The 16,021-nt window shown below is 52.4% G+C and carries 16 protein-coding genes and 3 pseudogenes; 9 read left to right on the plus strand and 10 right to left on the minus strand.

Annotated elements, in window-relative coordinates; genetic code table 11:
* Positions 1-557: pseudogene (locus tag C2U68_RS21545) on the plus strand (transposase); the annotation flags it as partial.
* Between the two features lie 321 nt (positions 558-878).
* On the opposite strand, the pseudogene C2U68_RS21550 reads toward C2U68_RS21545, so the two are convergent.
* From C2U68_RS21550 to C2U68_RS07140, 3 genes and pseudogenes are all read right to left on the minus strand, one after another.
* Positions 879-1,192, minus strand: a pseudogene (locus C2U68_RS21550) (transposase); the annotation flags it as partial.
* A gap of 327 nt (positions 1,193-1,519) precedes the next feature.
* Positions 1,520-1,699 carry a hypothetical protein gene (locus tag C2U68_RS07135; protein ID WP_140911825.1) on the minus strand — a complete coding sequence of 60 codons (180 nt, stop codon included), beginning with the start codon at positions 1,697-1,699 and terminating at the stop codon, positions 1,520-1,522.
* Between the two features lie 50 nt (positions 1,700-1,749).
* Positions 1,750-1,935, minus strand: a complete 186-nt coding sequence (locus C2U68_RS07140) for a hypothetical protein (RefSeq protein ID WP_054761739.1) — start codon at positions 1,933-1,935, stop codon at positions 1,750-1,752.
* Between the two features lie 269 nt (positions 1,936-2,204).
* On the opposite strand from C2U68_RS07140, the gene C2U68_RS07145 reads away from it, so the two are divergent.
* The 7 genes from C2U68_RS07145 (at position 2,205) to C2U68_RS21765 (ending at position 10,676) form a co-directional block, all read left to right on the plus strand.
* Entirely contained in the window at positions 2,205-2,870 is a 666-nt protein-coding gene (locus tag C2U68_RS07145; protein ID WP_064023698.1) for a response regulator transcription factor, read from the plus strand.
* Positions 2,867-4,192 carry an ATP-binding protein gene (locus C2U68_RS07150; protein ID WP_140911826.1) on the plus strand — a complete coding sequence of 442 codons (1,326 nt, stop codon included), beginning with the start codon at positions 2,867-2,869 and terminating at the stop codon, positions 4,190-4,192. The genes C2U68_RS07145 and C2U68_RS07150 overlap by 4 nt, the downstream gene beginning before the upstream one ends.
* Positions 4,189-5,511, plus strand: coding sequence for a TolC family protein (locus tag C2U68_RS07155; RefSeq protein WP_140911827.1), 1,323 nt, complete (start codon positions 4,189-4,191; stop codon positions 5,509-5,511). The genes C2U68_RS07150 and C2U68_RS07155 overlap by 4 nt, the downstream gene beginning before the upstream one ends.
* Positions 5,512-5,630: 119 nt before the next feature.
* Positions 5,631-6,575 (plus strand): membrane fusion protein MtrC, encoded by a 945-nt coding sequence (locus C2U68_RS07160; protein WP_260839248.1) that lies wholly within the window; start codon positions 5,631-5,633, stop codon positions 6,573-6,575.
* Positions 6,572-9,658 (plus strand): efflux RND transporter permease subunit, encoded by a 3,087-nt coding sequence (locus C2U68_RS07165; RefSeq protein WP_260839250.1) that lies wholly within the window; start codon positions 6,572-6,574, stop codon positions 9,656-9,658. Before C2U68_RS07160 ends, C2U68_RS07165 begins: the two co-directional genes overlap by 4 nt.
* Positions 9,659-10,113: 455 nt before the next feature.
* Positions 10,114-10,452, plus strand: a complete 339-nt coding sequence (locus tag C2U68_RS07170) for a CopG family ribbon-helix-helix protein (RefSeq protein ID WP_140911828.1) — start codon at positions 10,114-10,116, stop codon at positions 10,450-10,452.
* Entirely contained in the window at positions 10,449-10,676 is a 228-nt protein-coding gene (locus C2U68_RS21765; RefSeq protein ID WP_140911829.1) for a PIN domain-containing protein, read from the plus strand. The genes C2U68_RS07170 and C2U68_RS21765 overlap by 4 nt, the downstream gene beginning before the upstream one ends.
* Positions 10,677-10,789: 113 nt before the next feature.
* On the opposite strand, the gene C2U68_RS07180 is transcribed toward C2U68_RS21765, so the two are convergent.
* The 4 genes from C2U68_RS07180 to C2U68_RS07195 all read right to left on the minus strand — a co-directional run bounded on the left by C2U68_RS07180 (position 10,790) and on the right by C2U68_RS07195 (position 13,828).
* Positions 10,790-11,296, minus strand: a complete 507-nt coding sequence (locus C2U68_RS07180) for a DUF6438 domain-containing protein (RefSeq protein WP_140911830.1) — start codon at positions 11,294-11,296, stop codon at positions 10,790-10,792.
* A 9-nt stretch (positions 11,297-11,305) separates the two neighbouring features.
* Positions 11,306-12,193, minus strand: coding sequence for a hypothetical protein (locus tag C2U68_RS07185; RefSeq protein ID WP_140911831.1), 888 nt, complete (start codon positions 12,191-12,193; stop codon positions 11,306-11,308).
* Positions 12,194-12,433: 240 nt separating this feature from the next.
* Complete coding sequence (locus tag C2U68_RS07190; protein WP_140911832.1) at positions 12,434-13,033, minus strand: hypothetical protein; 600 nt, start codon at positions 13,031-13,033, stop codon at positions 12,434-12,436.
* 60 nt (positions 13,034-13,093) lie between these two features.
* A complete protein-coding gene (locus C2U68_RS07195; RefSeq protein WP_140911833.1) occupies positions 13,094-13,828 on the minus strand; it encodes a hypothetical protein in 735 nt (244 codons plus the stop codon).
* Positions 13,829-14,491: 663 nt separating this feature from the next.
* Between C2U68_RS07195 and C2U68_RS07200 the strand changes: the two are divergent.
* Positions 14,492-14,575 (plus strand): annotated as a pseudogene (locus tag C2U68_RS07200) (transposase); the annotation flags it as partial.
* A 93-nt stretch (positions 14,576-14,668) separates the two neighbouring features.
* On the opposite strand, the gene C2U68_RS07205 reads toward C2U68_RS07200, so the two are convergent.
* Genes C2U68_RS07205 through C2U68_RS07215 form a run of 3 tightly spaced genes read right to left on the minus strand, consistent with a single transcriptional unit; the run spans position 14,669 to position 16,016 of the window.
* On the minus strand, positions 14,669-15,307 hold the full coding sequence (locus C2U68_RS07205; RefSeq protein ID WP_140911834.1) for a hypothetical protein: 639 nt from the start codon (positions 15,305-15,307) through the stop codon (positions 14,669-14,671).
* A 58-nt stretch (positions 15,308-15,365) separates the two neighbouring features.
* Positions 15,366-15,683 (minus strand): H-NS family nucleoid-associated regulatory protein, encoded by a 318-nt coding sequence (locus tag C2U68_RS07210; RefSeq protein WP_140911835.1) that lies wholly within the window; start codon positions 15,681-15,683, stop codon positions 15,366-15,368.
* Positions 15,684-15,713: 30 nt separating this feature from the next.
* Positions 15,714-16,016, minus strand: a complete 303-nt coding sequence (locus C2U68_RS07215; protein WP_313901405.1) for a WGR domain-containing protein — start codon at positions 16,014-16,016, stop codon at positions 15,714-15,716.
* Between the last annotated feature and the right edge of the window lie 5 nt (positions 16,017-16,021).

The raw sequence follows: 16,021 nt of genomic DNA on the forward strand, positions 1-16,021 counted from the left end.
GCGCGGCGGTGTTGGATGCGCAAAGCACGCGGAGTTCGCCGCAGGGCGGGCCGGCCGGTTACGATACCCAAAGGGCATAAATGCGGGTAAGAAGGTCAAAGGTCGCAAGCGCAACCTTGTTGTGGATACCTTGGGTTTACTGCTGGCCGTCAGCGTGTGTGCGGCCAACCTGCAAGACCGCGATGCGGGCACCGATGCCGTAGCCAGTGCGGTGGAAAAAGTACCCCACCGTGCAACGGTTGTACGTCGACAGTGCTTATGCCGGACAATGGGCGGCCGCCACTGAGGCGAAACACGGGCTGACGGTCGAAGTGGTGCGCCATCCGGCGAATCGGAATGTCGGCCGTTGGGTGAACGCTGGGCAACAGGACTTGTTTCCCGAAACATTGGCAACCGGCTTCACCGTATTGCCGAAGCGTTGGGTCGTCGAGCGTACCCACGCCTGGAACGAACGTGCCAGACGCCCGGTCATGCACCATGATCGCTTGACCAAAGTATCTGAAGCCTGGGTTTGGCTGGCGGAGGCTAGAATGCTGGCCTGCCGATTAGCCAGGTGATTTATTTTGTCTACACCCTCTCACGATACCCTGAAAAACAGCCTTTGAATTTTTTGACGCTACGTCAAAATTCAATAGACATTTTTCTGCTTGCTCGAATATCCATTTGATTTCTATATAAATCCAATTTCCATTGTTGGTTGGGAATGCTTTTTTAAGAGCATATTGATATGCGGATTGGGACGACAGCCATAGAAACGGATGTCGAGGTCTTGCCATCTTTCGTTCTTGGGTATTTTCACCGACACCGGCCCGATGCCGGTCTGAATTTCGCGCTCCGGCTGGTAACTGTTCCGAACTACGGCTGGGTAACTTCGATTGACGGTCGATCGTCGCTGTGCGCTCATCCATCCCGCCTTGTTGAGCGCGCCCTCTAAAAAATCGTTTTCCAGGGTCAGTTGGCCGATTTTCGCATGCAGGGCTTGCAGATCGACCGGCGGTGATTCGGGCTCCGTTGGCCTCCCAAACACATCGGCCGCCCGCTAGGCCAGTTGCTTTTTCCAATCGACAATTTGATTTTGATGAACCTCGAATTCCAGGGTCAACTGGGCCAGAATTTTATCGCCCGCCAAGGCCGCCAGGGCAACATTGGCTTTGAAGGCCGGCGAATGTTTTCTTCTCGGTTTTTTGGACATCTTCTGCTCCATTGCTTTGTCCTCGCGGACGGTCACAAGTAGCAGGGTTTTTCACTTAATCGACTGGTCAATTTTTCGGGGCTAGCTCTTAGGAATTACAGCGACAAATGCCATTTCATCCGCCAGCGTAAGTGGCTCTAAGCAAGTCGTGCCGTTTTAGGCCAATATTTCTTAGGTTTGGGGATACCTGTTCACGATCAGTGGATTTTCCTTGCACAAAATACGATTTATGCAAAAAAGCCGAACTGGCTCGCTAAATGCCGTTTGAGTTTTGGCAATCAGATCGAGTCTGAGCCTAATTTACCACTATCGAGGTCGGAAATTAAACTAAGCATGAACATCAATGATACGACCTTTTCCACCATCAGATGATGGGCTATGCACAACCTGTGTTATCTGCTGGACTTGAGCCTGCTGCTGTTGCGGTTTTGCAATTGTAGGAGTATTGACCATCCCATTACTCCGTACGTGATTTGTGGTTGCAGAACCAATATTCATATAGGTCATGATTTTTCCTTATATGTAAAATACCATCGGTCCATTATTTCGTATTGGTGTCAGTTAAAGAAGTGCTTCGCAGGTTTGTATTCGTGCCGGGCCAGCGATAAGAGCCCGTAAATAATATCAGGAATTAGACAAACCAAAAACGCCACGATAGCAACAGCCACATCCGAATGATTGCTACCGGCAGTCTCAACTATATAAAGCGCCAATCCGCCACTTAATAAATATTGCCAATTCATAACCCACCCCATCCAATTTTTCTTGGATCCATTATCCGAATACCCAAATTAATTGCTGCATAAAGCTTCGCAGTTTTGGCATCAATGACCCAGAACAACTGCGGAAATGCAGCGCAATTCTCATATCCAAAGCAATAGTGATGAATTCCGAATAGCTGCTGGTTAATCACCGGAATTGATACCTTCCCGAACATTCCGAAGAGCCTTAACTATTACTTAAATCTTAATCATTTACACTGTTGGCCAGATGAAGAAACTAAAAGGTCAACATGCGTTTGATATTAGCGGAAGACGATCCGATGATCGGCCAGTCGATCCGGGATGGATTGCAGATGGATGGCTTCGTGGTCGATTGGGTACAAGACGGGGAACAAGCCAAACAAGCCCTATCTCATGCGGCGAGCGAGTACGCTTTATTGCTGCTTGACTTAGGGCTTCCCCGCCTATCCGGCCAGCAGCTACTGGTCGAACTTCGCAAATCCGGCAACACCATTCCGGTATTGATTTTAACGGCGCGCGATGCACTAAGTGATCGAGTCGCTGGCCTCAATAGCGGTGCCGACGACTATCTGGTCAAACCGTTTGCCTTGGAAGAACTCGTTGCCCGTATTCATGCGCTGGTACGCCGGAGTACCGGACGCGGATCATCCGACATTGAATACGGTGCGTTGCGCATCAATCCGTTGAACCACGAAATTTGGTTGCGCAATGCCCTGATTGATTTATCCCCGCGTGAATTTGCCTTGCTGCATGCCTTGCTGGAGCAACCAGGGGCTGTGCTGTCCCGCGCGCAATTGGAAGAGCGTCTCTATGGGTGGGGGCAGGAAGTGGCCAGCAATGCGATCGATGTGCACCTACACAACCTGCGCCGCAAACTCGGTGCGGACATCATATTTAATGTGCGTGGCGTTGGCTTCAAAGTGGTGAAGCCATGAGCACCTCTATCCGCCAACGGCTAACTTATTGGTTAATGCCTGTTTTGCTGCTTTCCGGCACCGCGTTTGCCGTACCGACTTGGCTGAACGTTCACGAAGAAATTGATGAACTGTTCGACAAGGTGTTGCGTGAGGCGGCTTATTCCCTGTCTCATGCAAACCACGCGCAAGGTGCCAAACCGGATTCGAACGGCCTCGCATTGCACGGTGATGGTATTGATTTGGTCAGTCAGATTCGCGATCCAGAGGGGCGAATTCTATTTCAATCTCATCCGTTCTCGCCCATTCCACAAGGCGGAAAGCCGGGCTACGACACCGTGAACTGGCAAAACCAAGCGTGGCGCGTCGTGACTTTAACAACTGATAAGGGTTTGGTTCAGGTCGCGCAAGCGCTGCAAGAGCGCCGTGAAACCGCCAATGAAATCACCCTGCATTTATTGACGCCGCTGCTGATTTTGCTGCCGGCACTGACCTTATGGCTCGGTTGGGCGATTGGTCGCGGTTTAGCGCCGCTGGCTCAAGTCGCCGCTGCTGTGGCGCATCGCAATCCTCATTCGTTAGACCCCATCCCAGACAATGGTTTGCCCGCAGAAGTCAGCATTCTAGTCGGCGCATTGAACGGGTTACTGAGCCAATTGGATCAGGCACTGGCTACGCAGCGACAATTCACCGCCGATGCCGCCCACGAGTTGCGTAGTCCGCTCACCGCACTGTCTTTGCAGGTACAACTGGCCGAGCGTGCCACTGACTCGGATCGGCGTGCTCAGGCGTTGCAAACCTTGCGGCAAGGTATAGCCCGTGCCGGTCATTTGGTGCAGCAATTACTGACCCTGGCTCGCCTCGATCCGAAAGCCGGCGATTCTCCGCTTATACCGTTATTTCTGGATGATCTGGCACGGAACGTAGTGGCCGACTTTGCCCCGCTCGCCGCCAACCGCCATATCGATCTTGGCCTTTCACGAGCGGATCGGGTCAGGGTTACCGGTATTGACGAATCACTGCGGATTCTGCTTGGCAATCTAATCGATAACGCCATCCGCTATTCACCGGCAAACGCACGGATTGACGTCAGTGTCATTAATGATGCCAAGACGGTTCGCCTGGAAGTCAATGATACCGGCCCCGGCATTGCCTTGAATGAGCGCGATCGCGTGTTTGACCGATTTTATAGAGTTTTGAATAACGCCGAATCCGGCAGTGGTCTTGGCTTGGCTATTGCCAAGAGGATTGCCGAGCAACATCAGGCTGATATTACGCTGAGCGATGGGGATGGCGGGATGGGCTTGAAAGTGATCGTCACATTCCCGGAGATCAGAGCATGACACCGTTTGTTTCCGGTCGTTTCCCGTTAACGCTTCTCGCTTTGTCGCTGGCGGCCTGTACCCCGCAAGGCGTGGGTTTAATCGACGTTGCCAACGATCTGGAACAGCGCACGGGACAGCGTTTTGCCGAAACGCGTGCCGACGAAACCGCATGGCCCGCCAATGTAACTTTGGATGACGGCTTGTCCGAAGACGAATTAGTCAGCTTGGCACTGTGGAACAATGCGGCCTTTCACGCGACCTTGGCCGATTTGGGCTTGTTCCGGGCCGATCTCGTGCAGGCGGGTATGCTGCCCAACCCTACCTTCTCGATGTTGGTGCCATGGGGCGCAAAACCCTTGGAACTGACGCTGCGCTACCCGTTGGAAATTTTCTGGCTGCGTCCGCAACGGGTCGAGTTGGCAAAATTGGATGTCGAACAAACTGCACAACGTTTGGTGCAAACCGGATTGGACTTGATTCGCGATGTTCGCATCGCCCACGCCGAATTGAGCTTAGCCAAGCGACGCGTGGAATTGGCTGAATCTGCTGTCACATTGAGTCATGCTATCGCCGAACTCACGCAAGCCCGATTTAAAGCTGGCGATGCCAGCGAACTGGAAGTGACCAATGCTCGAGTCGATGCGCTGCAAGCCCTGGAACAAAAAGGCCGCCTGCAACGCGATTGCGAGATTGCCGACGAGCGCTTGCGGCACCTGGTCGGATTGAGCCTGGAGCAGTGGCCGAAAAACGTTAGTGCGGAACTGATAGCCCATGATGACCGGTTCGATACCGAAAAGCTGGTCGAACAGGCGCTACTGGCACGTCCCGATCTACGTGCCGCAGAAATCATTGTACAAGGCGCGGGCGAACGCATTGGCCTGGCGCGCGCCGAAATCTTTACTATCACCGCCAGCCTCAACGCCAAACAAATCAATGGGCCTTTGCTGGCAGGACCGGGCTTGGACCTGACGTTACCTATCGTCAATCAGAATCAAGGTGGCATCGCGCAAGCCCAGGCGCGCTTCGACAAGGCCGCCAGGCAATATGTCGCCACCCGGCAACGGATTGCGCTGGATGTCCGCGAAGCCCATGCCCGATTGCAACAGGCCGGCCAAAGCCTGCAACAGTGGCAACAAACTATTTTGCCGCCGCTGCAAGCCGCCATACAAGACGCTGAAAACGCTTATGCGGCCGGTAATGTCACCTATCTGTTCGTACTCGAAACTCAACGCCGCTGGCTGGACGCGCAATTAAAAACCGCGCAAGCCGCCGCCGATTTGCGCCGCGCCCGTGCGGAACTGGAACGCAGCGTGGGCCAACGTCTAAAGCCTGCTTGACTCATTATTTCCCGGAATTCAAGACTAGAATCTGTATGAACCGCGTGTCTCCAAACCACAAACTGTTGTTGTCGGCTATAGTGCTTGTTATTGGTAACCTATTGGCTGCCGAAGCAACTGTGCCGCCTGCCAAAATCGAAAACCCGGTCAAGGAAAGCAATTTGACCCAAGTCGTTTTGGCACCCGAAGCCGCGAAGCGGCTGAGCATCGTCACCACTAAAGTTGAAAAACGACCGCTGACGCGCACCCGCTTGTTCGGGGGCGAGATCACGCTACCTGCCTTGAACGGTTCAGGAAAAGCGAACAAGCAATCGGTTTATACCATTCTGCCTTCGCTGGCACCGGCGGAATTGGTGCGTTTGGCGCAATCGCAAATCGACGCCGACGGCCAAGTGGAACAAGCCAAAGTACAAGTGCAAGCCGCGCAAATAGCCTTGAATCGCGCCGAACAGATGCGCCGCGACAAGGTGGGCACCGAACGCTCGGTCGATGATGCGCGAATGCAGCTAGGCTTGGCCGAGGCCAATCTGAAAACCGCGCACGAACGCCGCGATTTGCTCGGCCCCGCGCTGTTGGACGTCAACAACCGCAGCACGTTTTGGGTGCGGGTGCCGGTCTATGTCGATGATATAGCCGGATTGAATACCGCCGCCCAGGCGCGTGTCGGTGGGCTGACAAATTCGTCCGAGAATGCCACTCGTCTTGCCTTGCCGGTGGCGGCGCCGCCTTCCGCCAATCCGGCTGCCGCCACGGTCGACTTATTCTATGAAGTCAAGAATTCGGATGCATCACTACGTCCCGGTCAGCGCGTTGGCGTGTCCATCCCGTTGCGTAGCGATGACGAAAATCTCGTCGTACCGTGGTCGGCGCTTGTGTATGACGTAAACGGCGGAAGCTGGATTTATCAAGCACTGCAAGCCAATGTCTACCAGCGCCGGCGGGTACAGGTACTACGGGTGGTTGAAGATCAAGCCGCCGTGATGGGCGACATCGCGGCCGGTATCGAGGTGGTCACCGCCGGCGTGGCCGAATTGTTCGGCACCGAATTTGGAGTCGGCAAATGATGCGCTGGCTGATTTCCGTCGCCTTACACCAACGAATATTAGTGCTGGCTTTGGCGATTGTCCTGGTGATTTTCGGTGTGCAAGCCGCCCGGCAAATGCCGCTGGATGTGTTCCCGGAATTTGCGCCGCCGCTGGTGGAAATCCAGACGGAAGCACCCGGACTATCGACTGAGGAAGTGGAAAACCTAATCACCGTGCCACTGGAAAATGCAGTCAATGGCACGGCCTGGTTGAAAACCTTGCGTTCCAAGTCGGTGTTGGGCCTGTCTTCTGTGGTCTGTATTTTCCAGGAAGGCACGGATTTGATGCGGGCTAGGCAACTGGTGCAAGAGCGCGTCGCCACCGTCACTCCACGCCTGCCGGCTTTGGCTCGCGCACCGGTGATGCTGTCGCCGTTATCGTCGACCAGTCGGGCGCTGAAAATCGGCATTTCATCAAAAAACCTGTCACAGATAGAATTGTCCGAATTGGCGTTATGGACCATTCGCCCAAGGTTGATGGCGGTGCCGGGTGTGGCCAACGTAGCCATTTGGGGGCAACGTGATCGGCAGTTACAAGTGCTGGTCGATCCGGACCGGCTGGCCGCCAACGGCGTGACGCTGGATGCGGTAGTGCGTGCGGCGGGCGATGCGGCCACCGTAACGGCTGGCGGCTTTGTTGATTTGCCTAATCAGCGTTTACCAGTGACGCATGTGTCGCCCCTGCAAACACCGGACGATCTGGCGCGAACCGTGGTGCAATTCACCGGCGGTGTTCCACTGCGCTTGGGCGATGTGGCGGACATTGTCGAAAGCCACCCGCCGCCGATTGGCGATGCAGTGATCAATGATGGTCCGGGATTACTGCTGATTGTCGAAAAACAACCCTGGGGTAACACCTTGGATGTGACGCGCAAGGTGGAAGCGACCCTGGAAGCTCTAAAACCTGGCCTGCACGACGTCGACATCGATCCAACCATCTTCCGTCCGGCAACCTTCATCGAACGCTCGCTGCAAAATTTAAGCGACGCGTTGATCTTTGGTTGCATACTGGTCGCAGTGATTCTGATCGCTTTTTTGTTCGAGTGGCGTACCGCCTTGATCAGCCTGTCGGCGATTCCGCTGTCGCTGTTGGCAGCCGCCTTAGTGCTGTATCTGCGTGGCGGCACCCTTAACACCATGGTGCTAGCCGGTCTGGTGATTGCGGTCGGTGAAGTGGTGGATGACGCGATCATTGATGTCGAGAATATCATGCGCCGTCTGCGCCTTAATCGCGAGGCGGGCAGTCCGCGGTCGCCTTTCCGCGTCGTGTTGAAGGCGTCGTTGGAAGTGCGCAGCGCTGTGGTGTTCGCCAGCCTGATCGTGGCGCTGGTGTTCGTGCCGGTATTCTTCCTCGACGGCTTGGCCGGTACCTTTTTCAGGCCGTTGGCATTTTCCTACCTGTTGGCGATTTTGGCCTCGCTACTGGTCGCGTTGACGGTGACCCCCGCCTTGTGCCTGATGCTGTTACCCAATGCGAAGCAGCGCCAGGGGGATGCACCGCTGACACGGGTTTTGAAACGGCATTATCGCAAGCTGTTACCGGCAATCGTCAGCCGTCCGCAATGGGCGACGGGTTTTCTGTTAGTGGCGTTTGTATCGACAGCTATCGCGTTACCGCGACTTGGCGAATCGTTTCTACCCAACTTTAAGGAAACCGATTTTTTGATGCATTGGGTTGAAAAGCCTGGCACCTCGCTGGAAGCCATGCGCCGTATTACGGTACAAGTTAGTAAGGAACTGCGGGCGATCCCCGGTGTGCGCAATTTCGGTTCCCACATTGGCCGGGCCGAAGTTGCCGACGAAGTGGTAGGGCCGAACTTTACCGAGTTATGGATTAGTTTAGACACGGTGGTTGATTACGACAGTACCGTGGCAAAAATCCAGGCCGTCGTCGACGGTTATCCGGGGCTTTACCGGGATGTGCTGACGTACCTGCGCGAACGGATCAAAGAAGTGCTGACCGGTGCCAGTGCGACCGTGGTGGTGAGGCTGTATGGCCCAGATTTGGGAATCCTGCGAGATAAGGCCGCAGAAGTCAGTCAATCCATCGCTGATGTACCCGGCATCGCCAACCTGAAGGTGGAACCGCAAATAGTGGTGCCGCAGATACAGATGCGACTCAAGCCGGACGTGGCGGCCAACTTCGGCTTGACAGCCGGGCACGTGAGGCGGGCCGCTGCTACCTTGATCAAAGGCAGCAAGGTCGGCGAAATTTACCGTGACCAAAAAATCGTCGATGTCACGGTTTGGGGTCATGAACGAGTGCGCCATGACCTTGCGGCGCTCAGATCGCTTACTATCGATACGCCATCCGGGGCGCGCGTGCCGTTGGGCGATGTGGCCGACATCGATATGGCGCCCACACCTAACGAGATCAAACGGGAAAACGCATCGCGCCGAATCGACGTCACCTGCAACGTCAGTGGCAACGATTTAGGCGGCGTGGCGCGGGAAATTGAAAGCCGCGTGAAGAGGCTAACGTTCGCGCAAGGCTATCACCCGGAGTTTCTAGGCGAATACGCGGCACGACAAGCATCCAGCGAACGGCTGGTCTGGCTGAGTTTGGCTTCATTGCTGGGTATCCTGGTGTTATTGCAGGTCGATTTTCGCTCACTACGCTTGGTCTGTCTGGTGGCATTAACCTTGCCGTTCGCGTTGATCGGGGGCGTTGTGGGGGCGTTTTTAAGTGGCGGCGTGCTGTCGCTCGGCTCGCTGGTCGGCTTTATCACCGTGCTGGGTATCGCCGCGCGGAACGGTATCATGTTGTTGAGCCATTACCGACATCTGGAACGGGAAGAAGCTGTCCTATTCGGACCTGACTTAGCGCAGCGCGGCGCCGAAGAACGTCTGGCACCCATCCTGATGACAGCGGCTTGCGCCGGATTGGCCTTGCTGCCGTTGATCCTGAAAGGCAACGTACCCGGCCACGAAATCGAATACCCAATGGCAGTAGTGATACTCGGTGGCTTGATGACCTCGACCTTGTTGAATCTGTTTTTGATGCCTTCCCTGTATTGCAGGTATGGCAACACTACAGTACAAAAGTTAAAGGAGGTTATGTGAATTGAGTGTCAGGACACGGGTGACGTGCGCCCATTGACAAGCGTATAAATCGGACTGCAGTGGCCTTGTCAAATCTGTTGTTCACGAACTTGGTGCCAATTTACAAGGGGATACCAACGAGATTTCAGGTTTTATTCAACAATTACCACCAATGGGATTACCAGCGCCCCATGGGCGAGTGAGAGTAAATTGGTGCCGGCGGATTTTAAAGGCCAAGAACACGAATCACTTCACACCCATGGTCATATGGTGGTTGTCGTCGCGGGTCCCCCTGGCTCACAATAAAACATCCTCGGCGGGGACTGCGGGGCCGTCCATAACTTTGCGGAATTTCGCGCGGTATTCCTCCAACAAGCCCTTGACCAAATATCGATCATTCCCGATTTAAACTCTACCCCCACGTGATCAATCTGCTTTATGATTACACGTGAACCACAAATAACCAGAGCGTAGCCATGGCCACAGAAGCATTTACCGTTAGAACCGAATCAGACATCGTGCATCAGCTTGATAGCATGGCCGGGGCGTTGGATCGTTCGCGTAACTACCTTGTCAATCAAGCCTTGCGCGAATACCTGAAAACTCATGCCCGGAAAATTGAGAAAATCACCCAGGGCATAGCCGCTGCTGACCGTGGCGAAGTCATCGAGCATGAAGACGTGATCAAGGAATTGGAAGTCATCGCACAACCTACAAGCGGCGACGATTTCTTTGACTGTGCCGGCATCTGGGAATCACGAGAAATCGACCAAACTACCATTCGTGCAAAAGCCTGGCCGGATCAGCGTGGATGATTCTCTGCGACACCAATATCTTGATTGAATTCTACAAAGGCAATCCAGCTATCGTCCAAACTCTCAGAACGATAGGGCCGGCTAATATAGCGGTTAGCGTCATCACCAAAGCCGAACTGTTTTACGGCGCTAGAGATAAACAAGAGCTGTCCAAAATTGAACGCCATCTTGGTCAATGCCATTGCTATGGCCTGAATTTCGGTCATGGTTACTCCTCAAAGTAAGTGCAGTGTCCTGCCTAATGACCGTTTACACAAAAATTCTTACACCCTCACCAGCCGTTATCGGTCTTGAATTACTTGGCTTTGGGAGTTTTTCACCAGCCTGCTAATATCAATTAACGACAATAACGCATACGAATCCATTCCAAGTCCCACAGGCGTTCGGCATCGGTGGTTCGAATAATTTCATTCACCAACTCGCACTGGCGCATGAATGTAGTCATCTCTTGAGTTCCCTGGCGAAAACGAATTCCTGCACATATCGAAGCAGTTCGGTCTGTTGCATTGATAGGGATCCACGCCGGATCTGCCGGACCGGTTGCGTCAAGAAAATGAGCTTTGTGGAATTTATTAATGAGTTTTTCCAAAGTAGACTTATCAATACGATGTTCGTCACGTCCCAAGACTTCGACGTTTTTTACACCCTTGTATTGAACGAGACCGTCTTCAAATATTTTAATAATAAAAGAAGGCTCGCATTTTACGCCACATGCCAGATAGGGCGTTCCATACGACAAGGTAATAATCGGTTTATTTTCCGCATATGCCATTTTCGTTTGGCAATTCATCGCAAGCAATGTCGAAAAGATCAACACATTTGGTAGGCTCGTTATTATTTTCATGGTTACACCTCAATGTGTTAATAATATATACATACCAAATACTTGATACTCGCAGATTCTGTTATTCTGATTTCTATCGTGCATAAAAACCCCGAAATAATAGGGTTCGGATAGACTACTAGTTAAATAGGCTCCGTATCCCCTAGAAACAGACAAATTAGTGAAAAAACCATCGAAATAATATTTGCCCTTATACCCAAATACGTTTATCGGAAATGCCAAGACAGGAAAAGAAATCAGACTAGGCCAGTCCAGCGCCTCCTGATCCGCAAATATACGTTTCATTTTATCTTCGGTGATTTGCTGCATTGATGGATCAACAATGTAAACGCCTTGCTTGTTTTTGATAACCACATCGTCGGCTATGCCATCATTATCCAAATCCAGTTGAGTTTGATACCTTACAAACGGTGTCTTTTGGTTCACAAGGATATTGGCATTTATTGCCTCTAGGCTATTGGCAGGCAAGCCTCTTATCCCCTTTGGACCACCTTCAAGTACTCCGCCAACTTTGGTCCGGTATTCGTATTGTTTATTCGATAATTTTTCAATCAAGTCCTGATCCTGATAGCGATCGAAGCTTATGGTTTTGTAATTGATGCGTTGAATCTCCTCCGCTGTCAGCGGTACTGGTTTAAGGTCAACAAACCCCTCTAGCAACGGTTCTGTGACTCGACCTTTAACCGGATTATTGTCGAGAAATTCGGTGGCATTGAGCCGCTGCAAATAAGCCTCGCAGACTTCGAGACCATGGCCTTTAATCAATTCAAAAACTGGTTTGCTGGGTAAAGGCTCATCCGCGTGCGCTGATTGCTCCCAAAAAATCGTTAGGGTGCAGCCAAGAATCCAGGCACAAATACGTGGACTACGGTTTTCCGGTGTTTTTAATTTTGTCATTGCTCTTTTCGATTTTTAGAGGGTACGGTGGGTGAGGCATTTGCCTTGCAACAATGGCGAAATGGGCCGTTTATGATCGATATTGGCATGTCTAGTCTGATACCAAGTTGACACCTAACTAAGGTAACAACTGTAAAGCCCGGTCAGCCTGAAGCAAGCCGAACCCCGTGACGTAATCGTAACCCGGCTCGCCCATATCCAAGGCACTGCGCCGCAAGGTGTCGTAAAGTTGTGACGGTGTTAAAACGTGGTCTTTTCTTGCTGCTGCTTGTAATAGCAAACCGCCATTCCCGCCGCATGAGGCGCAGCATCTGAGGTACCGGTGAAATTGGGTTTGCCGTCTTTTTCCACATCTGGCCGGGTCTTGGAAAAGAAACTGGTATTGACGTTGGTCGGAGCCATCGCTACGACGTGCTTACGGGCAACGGGCTCCGACAAACGCTGGCCGTGGTTGTCGAACAAGATCGGCAAGCCGCCGGGGGAGGAGTAATAACTCGGTTGCAGCGGCTTCTGGCCTGGCGTGGCTTCGACGACGCCGACGCTGAATGCGCCTTCGGCATTGGCATGACCAAACACGGAAGTAACCGATTTTGGCTCGTTGCGATATTCGTCGATATTAGGGTGTTCACTGGGTAGTGAACTGCCACTGAGGATATATTTCAGCAAACCGGGTGCGGGTCCGGCCGCTTTCAGGATACGTAAACCGACGGTTTTGCGCTGGCGATTGCCTTTGTTGTCGAATCCGACCACTTCGATGGGGTCGCCGCCCAGGTTATCGGTCGAACCGCCAATGACCCAGGCTTTACTGACATGCTTACAGGCCGGGTCGTCGTAAACCACCACATCCAGATCACTGGCCGAGCCGCTGCCGCCGCTGACTGATTTGGCCGGTTGGTCCCATTACAAACTCAACACAGTGAAAGCGTCGGCGCCGACAGTAATCGTTTGGCAGGTATCGGCTTTGCGGGGATCGAGATTGAAGTCGTGGGCGACGCCGTGTTTTTCGCTCAAAGGGTAGGTACCACTATCGACAAACGCGGATTGATAGCTGTTGAGACCAGCGTTGCCCGCCGACGTAAAAAAGGCGATGCCGCGTTCGAATACCAGGCGATCGATGGTTTGAGTCGCGGCGCTGTCCTGAAACATCGGTTCGGTGAAATATACCGCATCGTCGACGATGATCTGCGCGCCGTGCTCGGCCACCCGATTCAAGGCTTGGGTGAAGTCATCGGCATTGTCGCCCATGGCGTGAAACAGCAATTTGGCGTTGGGCGCCAGGTCGTGAATCACTTCCAGCATCGCCCGGCCTTCATCTAGGGGCTTTTCATTTTGGCAATTGGCTTCTTTCAGTACTGTCACTGCCGGCGGCAACTCGCCATTGGCTTGTCCCTCGTCCGCGCCGCCCAGACAATTGAAACTGTCGCTGATGACGGCAACGGTAGTGCCTTCGCCGGTCAAATCGTAAGCGGCTCTCGCAAAATCGGCGTGGATTAACGCATTGCCCTGACTAATTACCGTTTCGTATGAAGCTCCAGATTGAGCGTGCGTTAAATGCAATGTCGAAATGCACAAGGCTGTAAGTCGCAATAACCAACGGGCATTGCGCTTTATTACTTTTCGATTACCCAGAATCATATAAATCTCCATCAATTCCATCCCTATTCATAGGTAAAAAGAAAGAACGGAGTCGAGTCTTGCAATAATGTATTTTTATTTTTCATTCCGCCAATCTTCAAGTTAAATCATTTACTGTCATCGACCACTCAGGCACAACATTGACGCTGCGGCTCTTGCAGTGCTCTAGCAGCGAGATGTTGTTGTCCCTGGCTTGTCTGGCGCCGGCAGGCCATTGATCTCAAGGCTTATCCGGCGTAGGCGCCTTTGAAAATTAAGGTGCCGGCACTGGTCCAGATAGCCGGTAAACGGGCTGAGGAAGATGTTTTGCCCTAGGTTGATGTCACCGAGGTTGCCGCCGACCTTGCTCGAAGTGATGCGGATAACGATTGAGTGCTGGTTTTTGCCGGTGAAGCCGGCTGCCAAATGCGAATCGATGCGGTTGCTTAGGCAGATGTATCCTTACCTGTCGTTTTTCGATTCCATTTGCGCCATCGGTTATTCTCTAAACTTGGCTACCGGTTGGTTTGTGGTTTTAGCCCCGCATCTTACTGATGATCATCGGCGTTAGCCAATTGTCGCAAATCGCTTCTGCGAACAGACTTGTCCTGAAGTCCAATCGGCAACGCCATAAGGCTATTCGCTTTCTCGCGGATCGCCCGCTTGTTCGGCCTTATATTGGCTCTATGGTCGCCCAGCTACTTTGCGAGTAGTTGTGGCGGTGCTCCGATTCAGATCATTCGGCAGTACATCGAGCAACACCAAACGAACAAACCGGATACTAGCATGTCCGCGCTATCCATCCCCGCTCTGAACGGCGGGATGTTCCGCGCAATCCGATAAACTCTTACTAATATAGTTTCATTGAAGATAATTTGGCCTATTGCCACGAATGATGTGACCCTTGTCATCAATGCGGCCCTCCTTGCGCAACGTTTTAACGAGCAAGCTGCGCAAGTACGCATTCATTGCTATTTTTCGATTTTCATCCGTTAAATCGGTCATATCGAGTTTGCAATTTCGACCTTGGTCTTGGCACAAGTCGGCCCGGATTTGGTATTGCGGACATTCATCGAGAAACTGGTATTTTTTACCACCCCCGCATAACTTCCACATCTGGAAATACTCACCAGCCGTTAAGAACTCGCGTTCTCTGAGAATTTGCCCCCAGATCCGCTCGTCAAGCTCGACACCGGGCGGCGGAGATTGTCTGAAACAAGGAAGCTTTCCGACGGCCGCGACATCCAGATCGCCGTCGTCCAAGGTATCGCCCATATTGAACCGAAAAGCCGGCGTGTTCGGCGAATATGCCCGCCAAGGATAACGACTATGCGTTGGGTACCTTGGCGTAACGGCATACAGACTGTCGGCTTCCTCCCGGCAGGCCGCATATTTTTTTGCCCGATCGTCGGCGTCAGGTTTTAGCGCAATGTGAGTCGCGCAGCCGTTTAGACCCATACTGGCCAACAAACCGAATAGAACGCAAGCTTTAGAACGCATAGTCCTGGGCGGATCTAGCTACGGCCGTACAAAGCCCGCCTGGAATGAGCCGGAGAACTCATATTAAAAATTCCTCTTTGCTCCGCCCGGCCCCTAATAATTGCTTCATCCATTTTGGCGCAACACCACGACCTGTCCAGGTTTGGGTTGCATTAGCCGGGTTGCGATATTTCGGTGCAACTTGGGGGTTGCGAGAGGCTTTTGTTTTCACGGTGGCATCAATAATCTCCACCGACACATTAATCGAAGCCGCTAATTCTTTAATTTGAGCGATCACCTGTTCTCGCTTTTCGCTGATTCTCGCACTGAGCTGACTTTTTGCGCTATTGATAATATCGAGCAATTCGCCTTCGGATTTACCATCAAATTCAAGCATTATTTATTCCTTAATAGAGAAACTAAAGTATTAACACGTTATCGCGGCTAGCGTATAGCCTCTGCGCTGTTTTATTCGCAGTATGTCATTTTGAGCCTTTATCGCCTCTTCTTCCGATTCATACCAATTAGATCGCACGGTTCCTGGCGATCCAACCCGGCCCCACTCCCTTACTAAAGACCAGTCGCTAAAAATACCGGGCGATATCGTCAGCGCATAGAATCGATGAATATTCGAATCCGCATCATGGCGTTCCAGGTAAATACCGCACATAAGAATAACGTTAGAAAGAAACGACATTATTAATATACGATAAAAATGAAGAATCGTCATCCGTA

Source organism: Methylomonas koyamae, assembly GCF_006483455.1.
Classification (GTDB): Bacteria; Pseudomonadota; Gammaproteobacteria; order Methylococcales; family Methylomonadaceae; genus Methylomonas; species Methylomonas koyamae_B.

Coding starts and splice junctions, on each gene's coding strand:
- C2U68_RS07135 (WP_140911825.1), bottom strand. CDS start 1,699: ATGACCTATATGAATATTGGTTCTGCAACCACAAATCACGTACGGAGT.
- C2U68_RS07140 (WP_054761739.1), bottom strand. CDS start 1,935: ATGAATTGGCAATATTTATTAAGTGGCGGATTGGCGCTTTATATAGTT.
- C2U68_RS07145 (WP_064023698.1), top strand. CDS start 2,205: ATGCGTTTGATATTAGCGGAAGACGATCCGATGATCGGCCAGTCGATC.
- C2U68_RS07150 (WP_140911826.1), top strand. CDS start 2,867: ATGAGCACCTCTATCCGCCAACGGCTAACTTATTGGTTAATGCCTGTT.
- C2U68_RS07155 (WP_140911827.1), top strand. CDS start 4,189: ATGACACCGTTTGTTTCCGGTCGTTTCCCGTTAACGCTTCTCGCTTTG.
- C2U68_RS07165 (WP_260839250.1), top strand. CDS start 6,572: ATGATGCGCTGGCTGATTTCCGTCGCCTTACACCAACGAATATTAGTG.
- C2U68_RS07170 (WP_140911828.1), top strand. CDS start 10,114: ATGGCCACAGAAGCATTTACCGTTAGAACCGAATCAGACATCGTGCAT.
- C2U68_RS21765 (WP_140911829.1), top strand. CDS start 10,449: ATGATTCTCTGCGACACCAATATCTTGATTGAATTCTACAAAGGCAAT.
- C2U68_RS07180 (WP_140911830.1), bottom strand. CDS start 11,296: ATGAAAATAATAACGAGCCTACCAAATGTGTTGATCTTTTCGACATTG.
- C2U68_RS07185 (WP_140911831.1), bottom strand. CDS start 12,193: ATGACAAAATTAAAAACACCGGAAAACCGTAGTCCACGTATTTGTGCC.
- C2U68_RS07195 (WP_140911833.1), bottom strand. CDS start 13,828: ATGATTCTGGGTAATCGAAAAGTAATAAAGCGCAATGCCCGTTGGTTA.
- C2U68_RS07205 (WP_140911834.1), bottom strand. CDS start 15,307: ATGCGTTCTAAAGCTTGCGTTCTATTCGGTTTGTTGGCCAGTATGGGT.
- C2U68_RS07210 (WP_140911835.1), bottom strand. CDS start 15,683: ATGCTTGAATTTGATGGTAAATCCGAAGGCGAATTGCTCGATATTATC.
- C2U68_RS07215 (WP_313901405.1), bottom strand. CDS start 16,016: ATGACGATTCTTCATTTTTATCGTATATTAATAATGTCGTTTCTTTCT.